This window comes from Vibrio sp. V15_P4S5T153, assembly GCF_963874485.1.
In the GTDB taxonomy this organism is placed as follows: domain Bacteria; phylum Pseudomonadota; class Gammaproteobacteria; order Enterobacterales; family Vibrionaceae; genus Vibrio; species Vibrio anguillarum.
This window is the reverse complement of sequence record NZ_CAWNHR010000011.1, coordinates 1,499,784-1,516,483: the sequence shown is the minus strand read 5'-3', so window position 1 is coordinate 1,516,483 and position 16,700 is coordinate 1,499,784. Positions and strand designations below refer to the sequence as shown.

The window sequence follows — 16,700 nt, the reverse complement described above, 5'->3', positions numbered from 1 at the left end:
CGCTGACCTTTTTTATGACGGATCTTTCTCCGCGAAAGCCCTAAGCGATGAGAAATGATGTACATAATAAAAACTCAGGGCAGGGAATTTTTTATGTTCGGTGAATTCAATTTAATCGATACCTATTTCTCTAACCGTCAGTCACAACGTAAAGATGTCTCTCTTGCTCTAGGAGATGATTGTGCATTGGTCAAAGCACCAGAAAATGTTCGGATCGCCATCAGTACCGACACCTTAGTCGCAGGCACTCATTTTTTAACCGATGCGAATCCGGCTTGGGTGGCTCATAAAGCATTGTCATCTAACATCAGTGATTTGGCTGCGATGGGGGCAACGCCTGCTTGGGTATCGCTCGCACTCACTCTACCCAGTGTCGATGAAGCATGGCTAAAACCCTTTTGTGATGCTTTTTTCGAACTTGCGAATTACTACAATATTCAGCTAATTGGTGGAGATACAACCAAAGGACCACTGAGCATTACCTTGACAGTACAAGGTTTTGTGCCACAAGAATTGGCGCTGCTGCGCAGTGGAGCCAAAGTGGGAGATTGGGTTTACGTCACTGGTGAACTCGGTGATAGCCAAGCAGGGCTCGATGTGATTCTTGACCCAAGCTTACGCCATAAACCTTTTGCCCAAGAGCTTGAAAAGCGTCACTATCTCTCAACGCCAAGAATTCTTGCTGGCCAAGCATTGCTTCATTTGGCTTCTTCTGCAATTGATATTTCCGATGGTTTGGTGTCTGATCTCAAGCATATTTTGCATCGTTCAAATGTTGGGGTGAGTTTGGATGTCGGTGCGTTGCCTATTTCGCAAGAGCTGTTGCAGTTTGTGGGCGAGAGACAAATAGCCCAGCAATATGCACTAACCAGCGGTGAAGAGTATGAGTTGTGTTTCACTGTTCCAGAGCATAACCGAGGTTCCATCGAAAGTGCGCTTGCTCATTGTGGTTGTAAGGTGAGTTGCATTGGCCAAATTCGCCCGCAGGGTATTTTCGAGCTCCAGCATCAAGGCAAAAAACTCAATTGGCAGTTAAGCGGCTATGATCATTTTAAGGTGAACGGATGACAAACCCTATCGCATTAATCTCATTAAAGAACCCTTGGCATCTTTTGGCCACGGGTTTTGGCAGTGGCCTATCGCCTATCGTGCCCGGCACAATGGGAACGCTTGCCTCAGTGCCTTTTTATTTGCTGTTAGTACAGCTACCTATCACAGTGTATTGTGCCGTGGTTGTGCTGGCTTGCTTGGTGGGCGTGAAAATTTGCCAAGTGACTTCTGACGACATGAAAGTGCATGACCACGGTTCGATTGTGTGGGATGAATTTGCCGGTTTTTGGATAACAATGCTAGTCGTGCCACTGTTTGAATTGCCCAGTTTAGATTGGAAATGGCTGGTGGCTGGATTCGTGCTGTTTCGCTTTTTCGATATGCTCAAACCGTGGCCGATTAGTTGGTTAGATAAACGAGTGCATGGTGGTTTGGGGATTATGCTCGATGATATCGTGGCAGGTGTTGTATCCGCGATTGCGCTGTATTGGGTCGGCTTTTGGGCGGGTTGGTTATAACATGGTCAGCGTTCAATATTGATTGACGGCTTATACTTAGTAATAAAAAGGTTCCTTTGGGAACCTTTTTTGTCAGTGAAGAGTTATCTGAAACAGGGTTATTCGATGCTTTGGGTATCTAAAGTTATTTTACCGTCTTGAGACTATTTTAGCTTCTCTAAGTCAGCTTCAATTTCAGCGATTTTGCTCGTGACCACTTTTTCCAAATGGCGCAAGTCAGTCAATATTTTTTGCTTCAGATCGAGATCACTCATAGGAACCGGCTTAGTGATTTTATTTAGTTCATCAATCACCAAGGTTAAATTACGGTTAATCTCTGTCACCTCTTTGTATTGATGGCTGCCGCTATCGACCAATACATTTTTTACTTGTCGAGGGTATTTAAATTTCACGCTTTTAGCGAACAGCTCGCCTTTCTGCTTATGAAAGTAAATCTTCAACACATCTTTATGGGCTTCTTGACGAAGTGAATAGCGCTCAATCTGTTTAGGATCTTGAATGCCTAAACCGGTGAGGTAGGGATACATAGGCAACCTCTATTGTATTTTGTGACACATCAATGAACCATTTCAATGTAGCAGTCCATGCTCGCCCGAGATAGTTCATCGTGATATCAATGGTTCAAGTTGTGGACCAGATCGCTTTCCTTTTCTGTTTAATTTGGCGCGAGTTCAGAAACATTTTTAATCAGCATTTCACGTAACGTGCACTCTTCTTCTTCACTCAATTTTCCGCCTTGTGAACCAGTGAGAATAAACAAGTCTTCTGCTCGTTCGCCAATGGTGGTGATTTTTGCACCATGCAGGTTAATGTTTAAGTCAGCAAATGTGGCTCCGACCGTTGCCAGTAGCCCAGGAGTATCAAGTGCGACTAATTCCATTAAGGTTCGTTTATTGCTTTTGGTGGGTAAAAAATCGACTTTAGTTTTGACTTTAAAATGTTGCAAGTTACGTGGCGTGCGGCGCAATTTCAGTTTGTTCTGCCAACCCGTTTCTAGCCCACTGAGTAGGTGTTTGATCAAGGATGGGTGACACTCTTCGTCAATTGCATGGCCGTTTTGATCCAGTATCATGAAGGTATCAAGGACGTAGCCATCTTTACTCGACATGATCTGCGCATCATGAACATTGAGATTTCGACGGTCCAGTTCAGCAACTACAGTCGCAAAGAGGGCGGGTTGATCTTTAGTGTAAACAAACAATTCAGTGCCGCCACGAGTGGCTTTTTTGCTCATCAGGATCAGCGGTTGGCTTGGGTCGCTATGTTTGAGTAGGTGCTCACAATGCCAAGCGATCTGCTTGTGAGTGTGACGCAAAAAGTAATCGGCTTTAAAGCGCTGCCAAAGCACTTCAATTTCACGTGCGCTGTAGCCTTCTTTACGAAGCAATGCGGATGCCATTTGTTGGTTGTGGCGAATGCGATCGCGCACATCTACCGGGTTTTCAAGCCCACGCCTAAGTGCCCGCTGTGTTGAGTGATATAGCTCTGCCAGCAAGGTGCGTTTCCAACTGTTCCAAAGCTCAGGGTTAGTAGCGCAGATGTCCGCGACAGTCAGGCAAACAAGATGTTCGAGATACTCTTCATCGCGCACTTTTTTGGCAAATTCGGTAATGACATCAGGGTCGTAAATGTCGCGTCTTTGCGCCGTTACCGACATCAAGAGGTGGTTTTGTACCAGCCAAGAAACTAATTTTGCTTCAGGTTTTGATAAACCGTGTTCAATACAAAAATCATAGGCTTCTACCGCACCGATTTCAGAGTGATCGCCGCCACGCCCTTTGGCAATGTCGTGAAAAATAGCGGCCAGAATCAGCATCTCCTTTTTCTGGAGGCGTGGGTAAACTTCGCAACAGATGGGGTGTTTATCGTGATTTTGTGCGTAGCTAAAGGTATTGATGTGTTTGAGAAGACGAATGCTGTGTTCATCAACCGTATAAACATGGAATAGGTCGAACTGCATTTGTCCAACAATTTGGCTCCATTGGGGAAGATAAGCGGCGAGCACGCCTAATTTATGCATCAGGCTGAACGCACGATGTAGTGCGTTAGGGTGACGTACCAATGCCATGAATTTTTCACGCGCTTCGGGAATGGTGTGCAGGAATTTATTGAGCCGCCTTCTGGCTGTACGCAACTGGCGCATGGTTGTGGGTGCGACACTTTCGATGCTGGAATCATTGGCGATATGAATAAACATATCTAAGATCGTTTCAGGGCGAGCTTGGAAAAGCGCGGGTTTACGAGCTTCTATTAAGTTGCCACGACGTTGAAAATCATCATCTAAAATTTCTGCCACGGCTTCTTCGCCGTTATTGAGTATGGCTTGATCAAACAGACGCAGGAGCATTTTGTTGAGTTCTGCAACACGACGTAGCGTACGGTAGAACTCTTTCATCATCATCTCGACTGCGCGATTCCCTTCACCCGTAAAGCCCAGATGTTCTGCCACTTGAGCTTGATGAGCAAAAATAAGCCGATTGTCATAGCGTTTTAATTCAATGTGCAGCGCAAAGCGCACGCGCCATAAAAAGTCTTGGCACTCTACTAGCTCACGATATTCAGCATCAGTTAAAAAACCAAAACGACTCATTTCAAACAGTGATGTTGCACCAAAGTGACGTCTAGCGACCCAGCTTAAAGTATGAATGTCCCTCAAGCCTCCAGGAGTCGATTTGATATCGGGTTCAAGGTTATAAGTGGTGTCATGGTAACGAGCGTGTCGGTCGCGCTGCTCTTGAATTTTGGCGCGGTAAAAGGTTTCGCTTGGCCAAAACGATTCGGAATGAATCAACATCTTGAGTTTATAAAATGTCTCTTCGCTACCACATAATAGCCGAGCTTCTTGTAAGTTTGTTGCGACGGTTAAATCTTCACGGCCAATTTCAGCGCACTGTTGCACGGTACGCACGGCATGGCCTACTTCTAAACGCAAATCCCACAGCAGGGTAATAAATTCACTAATTTTACTGCCGAGTTCAGCGGGTAAAGTATGATTGGAGACGACCAGAATATCGATATCCGAAAGAGGATGAAGTTCACCGCGGCCATAGCCTCCGACGGCCACTAAACTGATGTCTGGAACCTGCGAAAATGAATAATGTTCCCATAACCTGTAGAGCAGTTGGTCCATATATTCAGAGCGGCCTAGTACCAGGTCGTTGACCGGATGGTGGTGCAAAAATTGATGTTTCTGATACTGAGTGAACTGTTCAAGTTGTTGTTTAAGCTCGCCGATAGTGAGTTGTGTGTCAGTAAAGGTGAGGGGAGACTGAAAAGGCATAACGGCAATCCATGCTAGTGATATGTCACAACGTAGACTGACTGTATCAAATCACTGCAGATAAAAAAATATCCCTGCAAGAGGGATATTAATTGATAAGGTTTTGGTTCGATGTAATTAGGCGTTATGCATCAGACGTGGAATGGTTTCTTCTTCACGCAGCGTCAGCACTTCACAGCCAGTGGCGGTAACCAAAATGGTGTGTTCCCACTGCGCTGAGTTTTTGCCATCGGCGGTGTAAACCGTCCAATTGTCTTCATCATCAAGGCGGCAACCAAATTTACCCGCATTAATCATTGGCTCGATAGTGAAAATCATCCCTTCACGCAGTACGGTTCTGTCGCTGTTTTTATAGTGAACCACTTGTGGTTCTTCATGAAATTGAGCGCCAATACCGTGGCCGCAATAATCTTTCACAATCGAAAATTTAAGGCGTGGGTTATTTTTATTATTGGTTTTAATGTGTTTTTCGATCGCAGTACCAATCTCACCCAATTGAACTCCGGGTTTGACCTTCTTCATGCCGATATAAAGACACTCTTGCGCAACAAGACATAGGCGCTTATCTGCTGGCGACACTTCACCGACAAAGAACATCTTTGAGGTATCACCGTGGTAGCCATCTTTAATAACCGTGATATCAATGTTCAGAATATCACCCTCTTTCAGTACCGCTGGACGCTGTAATTGCCCATACTGCGTATCTTGAGTTGCCGGAATACCGTGACAAACAATGTGATTGATAGAGGTACAGATCGATTTAGGAAAACCGTGGTAATTCAATGGTGCTGGAATAGCTTGCTGTACTTCAGTGATGTACTTGTGGCAGATCTGGTCAAGTTCTTCAGTGGTGATGCCCACTTTTACATGCGGTTCAATCATCTCAAGGACATCGGCAGCCAGTTTACCCGCGACGCGCATTTTGGCTATTTCTTCAGCAGTTTTGATTTTTACAGACATCGGCTTTCTCTATGCATTAATTCTTAAGCACTTAACTGTGCGAATGGGCGTTATTCTAGCAGTGCATGGATGAATCGCAAGGGATCCCTGTCGGTAAGTAAGAATTGTTTGCATAACTACAGCTTACCTAAGCCATGATGTGTCGTATTTTTTTCTAGCCAGAGAAGGGCTAAATATGGTATAAAGCGCGCCGGAATCGAAGTGCGTTTTCTTCTGAAATGACGAAGCCCACCTTCCTTTCTAAACACATTATCTTTAAATCACACACATTCCGACACGTGTTCCGGGGTGCTCCAACAATAAAACTATCGGCAACAACCGAATAGATGTTAGGGGTCGGATACATGGGGAATGTGGAGGCCTAACCCCATAGAGGATTTTTAAATGGCAACTGTATCAATGCGCGACATGCTAAAAGCTGGTGTTCACTTCGGTCACCAGACTCGTTACTGGAACCCAAAAATGAAGCCATTCATTTTTGGTGCTCGTAGCCGTGTTCACATCATCAACTTAGAAAAAACTGTTCCTATGTTCAACGAAGCTCTAGCTGAGCTACAAAAAGTTGGCGAGAAAAAAGGTAAAGTTCTTTTCGTTGGTACTAAACGCGCAGCATCTGAAGCTGTTAAAGAAGCGGCTATCGCAAGCAACCAATTCTACGTTAACAACCGCTGGTTGGGCGGCATGCTAACTAACTGGAAAACTGTTCGTCAGTCAATTAAGCGTCTAAAAGAGCTTGAAATTCAAGCAACAGATGGCACTTTTGATAAGCTAACTAAGAAAGAAGCTCTAATGCGTACTCGTGAAATGGAGAAGCTAGAGAAATCTCTTGGTGGTATCAAAGATATGGGCGGTCTACCTGACGCACTATTCGTTATCGATGCAGATCACGAGCACATTGCAGTTAAAGAAGCAAACAACCTAGGTATCCCAGTTTACGCTGTTGTTGATACTAACTCTAACCCAGATGGCGTTGACTACATTATCCCTGGTAACGACGACGCAATCCGTGCAATCCAGCTTTACCTAAATGCTGTTGCAGAAACGGTTAACGAAGGTCGTAACAAAGATGCAGCTGCACTTGCTGCTGCAAAAGACGGTTTCGTAGAAGCAGAATAATAGCGGCTCTGAGTCACACTTGATTATATGTGTCACACGATTGATGCATTGAACAAGTTATAGTTAGCATCAGGGGCCAAACAATCGGCCCCTGATTTTTACCACCAGAATCAACTGAGGAATAGAGAATGGCAACTGTAACTGCTGCTCTAGTAAAAGAACTGCGCGAGCGTACTGGCGCAGGTATGATGGAATGTAAAAAAGCGCTTGTAGAAGCAAACGCTGACATCGAACTAGCAATTGAAAACATGCGCAAAAGCGGCGCAGCTAAAGCAGCGAAAAAAGCAGGTAACATCGCAGCTGAAGGTACTATCCTAATTAAAGAAGCTGATGGTTTTGCAGCACTTCTAGAAGTGAACTGCCAAACTGACTTCGTAGCAAAAGACTCAAGCTTCCTAGCGTTCGCTAACGAAGTTCTAGCGGTTGCACTTGCTGAGCGTCTAGATATCGCAGCACTTCAAGCTAAATTTGAAGAAGCGCGTATTGCTCTTGTTGCTAAAATTGGTGAAAACATCACTATCCGTCGCGTTCATTACATCGAAGGCGCTAAAGTAGGTTCATACCGCCATGGCGACCGTATCGGTGTTGTGGTTGCTGGTGAAGCGGATGAAGAGACCATCAAACACGTAGCAATGCACGTTGCTGCTGCAAAACCTGAGTACGTGAACCCTGAAGATGTACCAGCAGAAGTTGTGGCTAAAGAGCGTGAAATCCAAATCGAAATCGCAATGCAATCTGGCAAGCCAGCAGCAATTGCTGAGAAAATGGTTGAAGGCCGCATGACTAAGTTCACAGGTGAAGTATCACTTACTGGTCAAGCGTTCATCATGGATCCTTCTCAAACTGTTGGCGCAATGCTGAAAGCTAAAGGCGCAACCGTTACTAACTTCGTACGTCTAGAAGTTGGTGAAGGTATTGAGAAAGCTCAAGAACTTAGCTTCGCTGAAGAAGTTGCAATGGTTCAAAAAGGTTAATCCTAGCGATTTTGCCTAAAAAGAGACCGTAGCCAAGGCTGCGGTCTTTTTACGAATGGCATATTGAGACTAATTGTGATGATTTAGAATTCAGTATTCAGTTTTAAATCATGACTGTTAATTAACAACTCTCTATTTGGAAGGTAAGCTCCATGACTACGAACCCTAAACCAGCCTATCAACGTATCCTGTTAAAACTTAGCGGTGAAGCGCTACAAGGCGAAGAAGGTTTTGGTATTGATCCTGCGGTGTTAGATCGCATGGCACAGGAAGTAAAAGAACTGGTTGAACTGGGTGTTCAAGTGGGTGTTGTCATCGGCGGCGGTAACTTATTCCGTGGCGCAGGTCTTGCTGAAGCGGGCATGAACCGTGTTGTGGGCGACCACATGGGAATGCTGGCAACCGTAATGAATGGTTTGGCAATGCGTGATGCTTTGCACCGTGCTTATGTGAATGCGCGCGTGATGTCTGCCATTCCTCTTAAAGGTGTGTGTGACGATTACAATTGGGCCGATGCTATCAGCCAACTACGTCAAGGCCGTGTTGTGATCTTCTCAGCGGGTACTGGTAACCCATTCTTTACAACTGATTCTGCTGCCTGTTTGCGCGGTATTGAAATTGAAGCGGATGTGGTTCTAAAAGCGACAAAAGTAGATGGCGTATTTAGTGCAGACCCAGTGGCAAACCCAGACGCAGAACTGTATGATAAGCTGTCTTATACAACCGTGCTTGAAAAAGAGCTAAAAGTGATGGACTTGGCCGCGTTTACGCTAGCGCGTGACCATAAAATGCCAATCCGCGTATTTAATATGAACAAACCGGGCGCACTACGTCGCGTGGTAATGGGTGAAGCGGAAGGTACACTAATTAGCACCGCTGACTAATCACTCCAAAACAAAAAAACAAGTAGGTGATATTTGTGATTAACGAAATCAAGAAAGACGCTCAAGAGCGTATGGATAAGAGCGTAGATGCCCTGAAAAACAACCTTTCTAAGGTACGTACCGGTCGCGCTCACCCAAGTTTACTCTCCGGCATTTCTGTCGATTACTATGGTGCTTCGACACCGCTGAATCAAATCGCTAACGTTGTAGCTGAAGATGCACGTACTCTCGCGATCACTGTTTTTGATAAAGAGTTGACGCCAAAAGTTGAAAAAGCGATTTTGATGTCTGATTTGGGTCTAAACCCAATGTCTGCAGGTACGGTTATTCGTGTACCACTACCACCACTGACCGAAGAACGTCGTCGTAATTTGGTGAAAATTGTTCGTGGTGAAGCCGAAGGTGGTCGCGTTGCAGTTCGCAACATTCGTCGTGATGCCAATGGCGACTTAAAAGCTCTACTGAAAGATAAAGAAATCTCTGAAGACGAAGATCATAAAGCTCAAGAAGAGATTCAAAAACTTACCGATGTAGCGATTAAGAGAATTGATGAAGTTCTTGCTGCAAAAGAAAAAGAGTTAATGGAAGTTTAATTCGCTCTTTTTAGCCTTTCTAAAACGCTGTGCTCACAGTGCAGCGTTTTTTTATGCTATTTTGCCCTATCAGTTTGGTAATCAATTAATTTCTTATGCAAAACTCATCCCTCTCATCTGATGTATTACCCCAACACATCGCAATCATTATGGACGGAAATGGCCGTTGGGCTAAAGCACAAGGTAAACCTCGTGTATTTGGTCATAAGAATGGTGTAGCAGCGGTCCGAAGAACGATTTCTACTGCAGCGAAATTGGGTATTAAAGCCGTTACTTTGTTTGCCTTTAGCAGTGAAAATTGGCGGCGTCCGGAAGCTGAAGTGGGCGTGTTGATGGAGTTATTTATTACTGTGCTATCCACAGAAGTAAAAAAGCTGCATAAGAACAATCTGCGTCTTAGAGTCATTGGTGATAAAACACGTTTTAGCTCACGCTTACAAACAAAAATCGCTCAGGCAGAAGAGTTAACCTCATCAAACAGTGGCATGGTCGTTAATATCGCCGCAAACTATGGCGGAAAATGGGATATCACAGAAGCAATGCGCTCTATCGCGGTCAAAGTGGCGAACGGTGAGCTTTCTCCTGATCAGATTGACGAGACGTTGATTACACAGTCGCTAACGATGTCTGATATTCCTGAAGTGGATTTGCTCATTCGTACCAGCGGTGAATGTCGTATTAGTAATTTTATGTTGTGGCAATTGGCCTATGCAGAGATGTACTTTACGCCGATTTACTGGCCTGAGTTTGGTGAAGAAAGTTTAATTGAAGCAGTGACTTGGTTTGTTAACCGTGAACGCCGTTTTGGCTGCACAGGGGAACAGGTTAAGGCATTGATGGAACAGAAATAAAGGATCCATTAGTTTGAAGCAACGAATTATCACGGCGCTCATATTAGCTCCACTGGTGATGCTGGGCATTTTTGAACTGCCACTCCCCCTATTTATGGCCGTTTTGGCCCTTGTGGCGCTCGTCGGTGTATGGGAATGGACGCAGTTTATCGATTCGACATCTAGGTATCTGGCGCTGTTGCCAGCCATTATTATTGGTGGAGCAAGTTACCTACTGATTTCCCCTGATGCAGTTAGCCTAGCCAGCATGAACTCGAATCACTATGTGATATTAAGTATTGGGGTGGCTTGGTGGCTGTTTTCTAGCTTTTTAGCTATTACCTATCCTAAATCCCGCCCATGGTGGGAAAAGTCTAATCTACTTAGGCACCTCTTTGGTGTGCTTACGCTACTTCCTTTCTTCTGGAGCGTCCTTTTTTTACGCGCAGAAGCCTTTTTGAGTGAGCCATACCACGGTGCTAAGTTGGTGCTATTTGTCTGCTTAATTGTTTGGGCTGCAGACAGTGGCGCTTATTTTGCGGGCAAAAGTTTTGGTAAGCACAAAATGGCACCAGCAGTCAGTCCAAATAAAACCATTGAAGGGTTGATTGGTGGCATTATTACGGCATTGATTGTGGCGTGGTTTACTGCTGATTGGTTTGATATCCGGTTTACAAACACGCTGTCGATGGTCGGTATTACATTAGCGACTGTGATTATCTCTGTGCTCGGTGATCTGGTCGAAAGTATGTTTAAGCGCGTTTCAGGAATTAAAGACAGCAGTAATATTATTCCTGGGCATGGTGGCGTTTTGGATCGTATCGATAGCCTGACGGCTGCATTTCCTGTTTTTGCTCTACTGTATTTCATTTTCTAATGCTTGGGTTAAGCTGTCTTACCCCAATCTTAATTCACGGTTGTTGCTATGCGTAAGTTAACGATTCTCGGGGCCACAGGTTCAATTGGGGCAAGCACATTAAAAGTCGTGGCTCAAAATCCCGAACACTTTTCCGTTGTGGCTTTAGCCGCGGGAAATAATGTCAATAAAATGCGTGAGCTATGCCAGCGTTGGCAGCCAGTTTATGCGGTAATGGCAAACCAAAAGGCGGCGGATGAGCTTTTAGCTCAATTGCAGTCACTGAACTTAAAAACAACCGTATTATTTGGTGAAGACGCCATGTGCCACGTCGCCGCATTAGATGAGGTGGATACGGTGATGGCGGCGATTGTTGGTGCAGCAGGTTTGTTACCAACCATGGCCGCGGTAAAGGCGGGCAAGCGTGTTTTGTTGGCAAACAAAGAAGCCTTGGTGATGTCTGGCCAGTTGTTTATTGATGCGGTCGAAAAACACGGTGCGGAATTGCTCCCTGTCGATAGCGAACATAACGCGATTTTTCAATGCTTACCCCCTGAAATTCAAGGCTCTTTGGGTCGCTGTGATTTACAAGAACATGGTGTGCAACATATTCTGCTCACGGGTTCTGGCGGCCCTTTTCGCTATAGTGATTTATCCTCGTTAGCTGATGTTTCACCACAGCAAGCGATTGCTCATCCTAACTGGTCGATGGGGCCGAAAATTTCGGTTGATTCCGCTACCATGATGAACAAAGGTTTGGAATATATTGAAGCTAAGTGGTTGTTTAATGCATCGAAACAGCAATTAAAAGTGTTAATCCACCCACAATCGGTGATCCACTCTATGGTGCAGTACCGCGATGGTTCGGTGCTTGCGCAAATGGGGGAACCCGATATGTCCACGCCAATTGCTTTAACTCTCTCTTATCCAGAACGCATTACTGCGGGTGTTCCGGCACTGGATTTTACCAAATTAAGTAATTTGAGTTTTATGGATGTGGACTACGAGCGTTATCCTTGTTTGGGACTGGCGATTGATGCTTGCTATCAAGGGCAACATGCCACCACCTCTTTAAATGCAGCCAACGAAATAGCCGTTGAAGCTTTTTTAAATAAGCAAATTCGTTTTACCGATATCGCACAAGTTAATGAACGTGTATTGTCAAAAGTGTGTGCAGCACATACTCAGTTACATTGCTATGACTTGGAAAGCTTGTTAGAGCTCGATAGAATGGCGCGCACTATTGCCCAGCAAATCATACAAGAGCATTTATTATGAGTGGTATTTTGTGGAATTTCGTCTCTTTCATCATTGCGTTAGGTATATTGGTTGCTGTGCATGAATTTGGCCATTTTTGGGTAGCACGTCGCTGCGGAATTAAAGTCGAAAAATTTTCCATTGGCTTTGGTAAATCACTTTGGAGCCGAATAGCCAAAGATGGCACCGAGTACAACCTCTCAATTATTCCTCTCGGCGGCTACGTTAAAATGCTCGATAGCCGTGTTGATGATGTTCCAGCTGAATTAAAACCCTTAGCTTTTGACCAAAAACCATTATGGAAACGTGCCGCTGTCGTGAGTGCTGGGCCTGCTTTTAACTTTTTCTTCGCCATTTTTGCCTATTGGCTCGTGTTCTTAATTGGTGTCCCAGCGGTAAAACCTGTGATTGGCGAAATTGCCCCGCAATCAATCGCCGCTCAAGCGGGTTTAGAGTCAGGAATGCAGATCAAAGCAGTCTCAGGAGTGAATACCTTAGATTGGGAATCGGTCAATATGGGGCTGATTAGCCATATTGGTGATGAACAATTAACGCTCACCGTCGGAACCAATAATGAAATTGGTGTGGATGAAATCAAAACATTAGATATCCGTTCTTGGAACTTTAACCCAGAAACAGAGTCTGCTATGGGAGCGTTGGGTTTTAAACCATTTGTCCCTGAAATATCGCTGACGCTAACCAATGTTTCTCAAGGCAGCGCCGGAGAGAAGGCCGGGTTAGAAGTTGGCGACACCTTGATCGAAGCCAACGGTGCGAAGATAAACCATTGGCAGCAAGTTGTGGAGTTGATACAAAGCCATCCCAATCAGCCAGTTTCATTGGTTGTTGTGCGTGATGAACAACGCTTGACTATCGAGCTTACGCCTGACGTTCGTGAGTTACCGCAAGGCAAAACGATAGGTTTTGCGGGAATCGCTCCTAAAGTCGCAGAATGGCCGGAAAGTTATCGATTTGAGCTGCAATATGGTGTATTTGAATCAGTCGGAAAAGCGGTTGAAAAAACACAGCAAGTGATCAACCTAACCGTCAGTATGTTGAAAAAACTGGTGGTCGGTGATGTGGGGTTGAATAATCTGAGTGGGCCAATTTCGATTGCCAAAGGAGCTGGAACTACCGCTGACTATGGTTTGGTCTATTTCTTGGGTTTTCTGGCTCTGATTAGTGTCAACTTAGGCATTATCAATCTAGTACCACTGCCAATGTTAGATGGCGGACACTTACTGTTTTTTGCAATTGAAGCCGTTATTCGTCGTCCTGTCCCAGAGAAGATTCAAGAAATGGGATACCGAATTGGTGGGGCGATCATCTTTTCTTTGATGGCTGTGGCAATATTTAATGATTTTAGTCGCCTGTGATTTGTAACCATTAGGCAGAAGTTGTAGCAAGGAATAACAAGAATAAATATGGCAATGAAACAGATCCTTTTCGCGACACTATTGGCAACCAGCCTCTCAGCACATAGTGCCGAGAATTTCGTAGTGCAGGATATTCAAATTGAAGGGCTTCAACGCGTTGCGCTCGGCGCTGCATTGCTTAAAATGCCCGTTCGAATTGGTGATACCGTTGATGCACAAGATGTCGCGGATATTATCAAAGCACTTTACACTTCGGGCAACTTTGAAGACATCAAAGTATTACGAGACAACAACGTTCTGATCGTTCAGGTTAAAGAACGTCCAACCATTGCAAGTGTTTCCTTCTCTGGAAATAAAGCGATCAAAGAAGAGCAGTTGCAGCAGAATCTTGATGCATCCAATATCCGCATCGGTGAAGCGCTCGATCGTACGACCTTGAGCAACATTGAAAAGGGGTTGGAAGATTTTTACTACAGCGTGGGTAAGTACAACGCGACCGTAAAAGCGGTGGTGACACCTTTACCTCGCAACCGTGCTGACCTTAAATTTGTGTTCAGTGAAGGGGTTTCTGCGAAAATCCAGCAAATCAACTTTATTGGCAATGAAGTGTTTAGTGACCAAGATTTACTGTCACGCTTCAATTTGAATGTCGATGTTGCGTGGTGGAATTTCCTCTCTGATGATAAATACCAAAAGCAGGTCTTAGCCGCTGATATTGAAGCTTTGCGCTCTTTCTACCTCGACCGTGGCTACTTAAAGTTTCAAGTCGATTCCACGCAAGTTGCTATTTCTCCTGATAAAAAAGGCGTTTATATCACTTTAGGCATTAGCGAAGGTCAGCCTTATAAAATCAAAGACGTTAAATTCCGCGGAGAGCTGATTGGCAAAGAGGCTGAATTTACCGCTTTGATCCCGTTTGAAGCCGAGGAAACCTATAACGGCTCACTGGTGACCAAGCTTGAAGAAGATGTAAAACGAGTATTGGGTGAAGCTGGCTATGCTTATCCTCAAGTTCGAACCATCCCAGAATTTAATGATGAAACGCAAGAAGTTTCCTTGGTTGTTCATGTGGAAGCGGGTAAGCGTATCTATGTCCGTGATATTCGCTTTGTCGGTAATAACTCAACCAAAGATGAAGTTTTGCGCCGCGAAATGCGTCAAATGGAAGGCAGTTGGCTGAGCTCTAAAGCGATTGATACAGGTAAGAGCCGTTTGAACCGTCTTGGCTTCTTTGAAACAGTGGATGTGCAAACCGTACGTGTACCTGGCAGTGAAGATCAAGTCGATCTGGTGTACAACGTGAAAGAGGCCAACTCAGGTAGTGTTAACTTTGGTGTCGGGTATGGTACAGAATCAGGCGTGAGTTTTCAGGTTGGTTTACAACAAGACAACTTCATTGGTTCAGGTAATCGAGTTGGCATCAATGCCATGATGAACGACTATCAAAAGAACATCAGTTTAGATTACCGTGATCCCTACTGGAACCTTGATGGTGTCAGTTTGGGTGGTAAGATTTTCTATAACCAATTTGAGGCTTCTGAAGCTGGTATTGTTGATTATACCAATGAAAGCTACGGCACAAGTTTAACGTGGGGTTTCCCATTTGACGAATTAAACCGTTTTGACCTCGGTATCGGTTACACGCACAACAAGATCGGTAATATCGATGAGTATGTGCAAGTTAGTCAATTCTTACAGTCTCAAGCGAGTAATCGTAGCGATGATGGCAGTTTGATCACCAATGACTTTGACGTCAACATCTCATGGACGCGCAATAATTTAAACCGAACCATTTTCCCAACGGCGGGGAATCACCAACGCGCTTTCTACAAGATGACCGTGCCGGGTTCAGACGTAAAGTATTTCAAAGCGCAGTACGATGTTCGCCAGTATTTCCCATTAACCAAAAAACATGAGTTTTCACTCTTGCTAAGAGGACGCTTAGGGTATGGTAATGGTTACGGGAAAACGGATGGTAACGATAACTTGTTCCCATTCTATGAAAACTATTATGCAGGTGGCTTTACCACTTTGCGTGGTTTTGGATCTAACTCGGCTGGACCGAAAGCGATTTATAACGATGCGACAGGCTGTAATGGCAATAATGGTGGCAACAACCGCTGCTATAGTGCAACAGATGACTCTGTCGGTGGTAACGCGGTCGCGCTAGCCAGTGTAGAGCTGATTGTACCGACGCCATTTGCCTCTGATGAAACTCGTAGCCAAATTCGCACCAGCATCTTCTTCGATATGGCCAGCGTTTGGGATACAGAGTTCGATTACAAAGATGTGAAACTCGGTTATGGTGATCAGTATTATTACGATTACTCAGATCCAATGAATTACCGTTCCTCTTATGGTGCGGCACTACAGTGGATGTCACCTATGGGGCCATTGGTATTTTCAATTGCCAAACCTATTAAAATTTATGAAGGTGATAATGAAGAGTTCTTCACTTTCACGATCGGCAGAACATTCTAATTAGAGGAAAGTATTTTGAAAAAAGCGATTCAAGCGGCAGGATTGGGCCTAGTTGTACTGAGTTCATCATTTTTTGCGCAAGCCGCTGAGGCGGCGCAGAAAGTAGGTTACATTAATACCGCGCAAGTATTCCAAGCATTACCTCAACGAGAAGTTGTGCTGCAAAAATTACAAGAAGAGTTTAAAGATAAAGGGGCAGAGCTACAGTCAATTCAAGCTGAAGCAAAAACCAAAATTGAAAAACTTAAACGTGATGGCGAACTGCTAGGTCAAGATGAGATCGAGAAGCTGCGTATTGAAATTGGTCAATTAGACAGCAAGTACAAAATCAAAGCGCAAGCGTTAGAGCAAGCCTCAGCGCGTCGTGAGAGTGAAGAGAAGCAAAAACTCTTCATGGTGATTCAAGACGCTGTGAAGAAAGTTGCGGAAAAAGAAGGTTATGACATCGTTGTTGACGTGCAAGCTATGCAATATGGTAAGCCGGACTACAACCTATCAGAGAAAGTAATTAAACAACTAAAATAA

General features: G+C 44.6%; 15 protein-coding genes. 12 read left to right on the top strand and 3 right to left on the bottom strand.

All coding sequences use genetic code 11. From position 1 onward, the window contains the following. Nucleotides 1-93 precede the first annotated feature (93 nt). Both thiL and pgpA read left to right on the top strand, forming a co-directional pair. The gene (gene thiL, locus AACT42_RS08875) at nucleotides 94-1,068 is read left to right on the top strand and encodes a thiamine-phosphate kinase (RefSeq protein WP_026027917.1); all 975 of its coding nucleotides are present in this window, start codon (nucleotides 94-96) and stop codon (nucleotides 1,066-1,068) included. Further along, nucleotides 1,065-1,568, top strand: coding sequence for a phosphatidylglycerophosphatase A (gene pgpA, locus AACT42_RS08870; protein ID WP_047689286.1), 504 nt, complete (start codon nucleotides 1,065-1,067; stop codon nucleotides 1,566-1,568). The genes thiL and pgpA overlap by 4 nt, the downstream gene beginning before the upstream one ends. 143 nt (nucleotides 1,569-1,711) lie before the next feature. Here the strand turns inward: pgpA and AACT42_RS08865 are convergent, their stop codons facing one another. The 3 genes from AACT42_RS08865 to map all read right to left on the bottom strand — a co-directional run bounded on the left by AACT42_RS08865 (nucleotide 1,712) and on the right by map (nucleotide 5,808). Beyond that, the gene (locus tag AACT42_RS08865; protein WP_026027637.1) at nucleotides 1,712-2,095 is read right to left on the bottom strand and encodes a DUF3461 family protein; all 384 of its coding nucleotides are present in this window, start codon (nucleotides 2,093-2,095) and stop codon (nucleotides 1,712-1,714) included. Nucleotides 2,096-2,223: 128 nt separating this feature from the next. Then, on the bottom strand, nucleotides 2,224-4,848 hold the full coding sequence (gene glnD, locus AACT42_RS08860; RefSeq protein WP_094132477.1) for a bifunctional uridylyltransferase/uridylyl-removing protein GlnD: 2,625 nt from the start codon (nucleotides 4,846-4,848) through the stop codon (nucleotides 2,224-2,226). Between the two features lie 117 nt (nucleotides 4,849-4,965). After that, nucleotides 4,966-5,808, bottom strand: coding sequence for a type I methionyl aminopeptidase (gene map / locus AACT42_RS08855; protein ID WP_081245045.1), 843 nt, complete (start codon nucleotides 5,806-5,808; stop codon nucleotides 4,966-4,968). A 384-nt stretch (nucleotides 5,809-6,192) separates the two neighbouring features. Here map and rpsB point away from each other — a divergent pair, with 384 nt between their 5' ends. The 10 genes from rpsB (at nucleotide 6,193) to AACT42_RS08805 (ending at nucleotide 16,700) form a co-directional block, all read left to right on the top strand. After that, nucleotides 6,193-6,924, top strand: coding sequence for a 30S ribosomal protein S2 (gene rpsB / locus AACT42_RS08850; protein ID WP_013856204.1), 732 nt, complete (start codon nucleotides 6,193-6,195; stop codon nucleotides 6,922-6,924). 128 nt (nucleotides 6,925-7,052) lie between these two features. Further along, complete coding sequence (gene tsf / locus AACT42_RS08845) at nucleotides 7,053-7,898, top strand: translation elongation factor Ts (RefSeq protein ID WP_013856205.1); 846 nt, start codon at nucleotides 7,053-7,055, stop codon at nucleotides 7,896-7,898. Nucleotides 7,899-8,050: 152 nt separating this feature from the next. After that, nucleotides 8,051-8,782: a UMP kinase gene (gene pyrH, locus AACT42_RS08840; RefSeq protein ID WP_010320123.1), complete on the top strand. Its 732-nt coding sequence runs from the start codon at nucleotides 8,051-8,053 to the stop codon at nucleotides 8,780-8,782. Between the two features lie 35 nt (nucleotides 8,783-8,817). Beyond that, the gene (gene frr / locus AACT42_RS08835; RefSeq protein ID WP_010320122.1) at nucleotides 8,818-9,375 is read left to right on the top strand and encodes a ribosome recycling factor; all 558 of its coding nucleotides are present in this window, start codon (nucleotides 8,818-8,820) and stop codon (nucleotides 9,373-9,375) included. Nucleotides 9,376-9,470: 95 nt separating this feature from the next. Next, nucleotides 9,471-10,226, top strand: a complete 756-nt coding sequence (locus tag AACT42_RS08830; RefSeq protein WP_094132475.1) for an isoprenyl transferase — start codon at nucleotides 9,471-9,473, stop codon at nucleotides 10,224-10,226. 13 nt (nucleotides 10,227-10,239) lie between these two features. Next, on the top strand, nucleotides 10,240-11,082 hold the full coding sequence (locus AACT42_RS08825) for a phosphatidate cytidylyltransferase (RefSeq protein ID WP_013856208.1): 843 nt from the start codon (nucleotides 10,240-10,242) through the stop codon (nucleotides 11,080-11,082). A gap of 48 nt (nucleotides 11,083-11,130) precedes the next feature. After that, on the top strand, nucleotides 11,131-12,339 hold the full coding sequence (gene ispC, locus AACT42_RS08820) for a 1-deoxy-D-xylulose-5-phosphate reductoisomerase (RefSeq protein WP_088732790.1): 1,209 nt from the start codon (nucleotides 11,131-11,133) through the stop codon (nucleotides 12,337-12,339). Then, on the top strand, nucleotides 12,336-13,694 hold the full coding sequence (gene rseP / locus AACT42_RS08815; RefSeq protein WP_094132473.1) for a sigma E protease regulator RseP: 1,359 nt from the start codon (nucleotides 12,336-12,338) through the stop codon (nucleotides 13,692-13,694). The genes ispC and rseP overlap by 4 nt, the downstream gene beginning before the upstream one ends. A 48-nt stretch (nucleotides 13,695-13,742) precedes the next feature. Beyond that, nucleotides 13,743-16,175 carry an outer membrane protein assembly factor BamA gene (gene bamA / locus AACT42_RS08810; protein ID WP_094132471.1) on the top strand — a complete coding sequence of 811 codons (2,433 nt, stop codon included), beginning with the start codon at nucleotides 13,743-13,745 and terminating at the stop codon, nucleotides 16,173-16,175. Nucleotides 16,176-16,190: 15 nt separating this feature from the next. Then, complete coding sequence (locus AACT42_RS08805) at nucleotides 16,191-16,700, top strand: OmpH family outer membrane protein (protein WP_013856212.1); 510 nt, start codon at nucleotides 16,191-16,193, stop codon at nucleotides 16,698-16,700.

Bases quoted from the DNA above. Each gene is read 5' to 3' on its own strand.
- thiL (WP_026027917.1), top strand. From the start codon at position 94: ATGTTCGGTGAATTCAATTTAATCGATACCTATTTCTCTAACCGTCAG.
- pgpA (WP_047689286.1), top strand. From the start codon at position 1,065: ATGACAAACCCTATCGCATTAATCTCATTAAAGAACCCTTGGCATCTT.
- AACT42_RS08865 (WP_026027637.1), bottom strand. From the start codon at position 2,095: ATGTATCCCTACCTCACCGGTTTAGGCATTCAAGATCCTAAACAGATT.
- glnD (WP_094132477.1), bottom strand. From the start codon at position 4,848: ATGCCTTTTCAGTCTCCCCTCACCTTTACTGACACACAACTCACTATC.
- map (WP_081245045.1), bottom strand. From the start codon at position 5,808: ATGTCTGTAAAAATCAAAACTGCTGAAGAAATAGCCAAAATGCGCGTC.
- rpsB (WP_013856204.1), top strand. From the start codon at position 6,193: ATGGCAACTGTATCAATGCGCGACATGCTAAAAGCTGGTGTTCACTTC.
- tsf (WP_013856205.1), top strand. From the start codon at position 7,053: ATGGCAACTGTAACTGCTGCTCTAGTAAAAGAACTGCGCGAGCGTACT.
- pyrH (WP_010320123.1), top strand. From the start codon at position 8,051: ATGACTACGAACCCTAAACCAGCCTATCAACGTATCCTGTTAAAACTT.
- AACT42_RS08830 (WP_094132475.1), top strand. From the start codon at position 9,471: ATGCAAAACTCATCCCTCTCATCTGATGTATTACCCCAACACATCGCA.
- ispC (WP_088732790.1), top strand. From the start codon at position 11,131: ATGCGTAAGTTAACGATTCTCGGGGCCACAGGTTCAATTGGGGCAAGC.
- rseP (WP_094132473.1), top strand. From the start codon at position 12,336: ATGAGTGGTATTTTGTGGAATTTCGTCTCTTTCATCATTGCGTTAGGT.
- bamA (WP_094132471.1), top strand. From the start codon at position 13,743: ATGGCAATGAAACAGATCCTTTTCGCGACACTATTGGCAACCAGCCTC.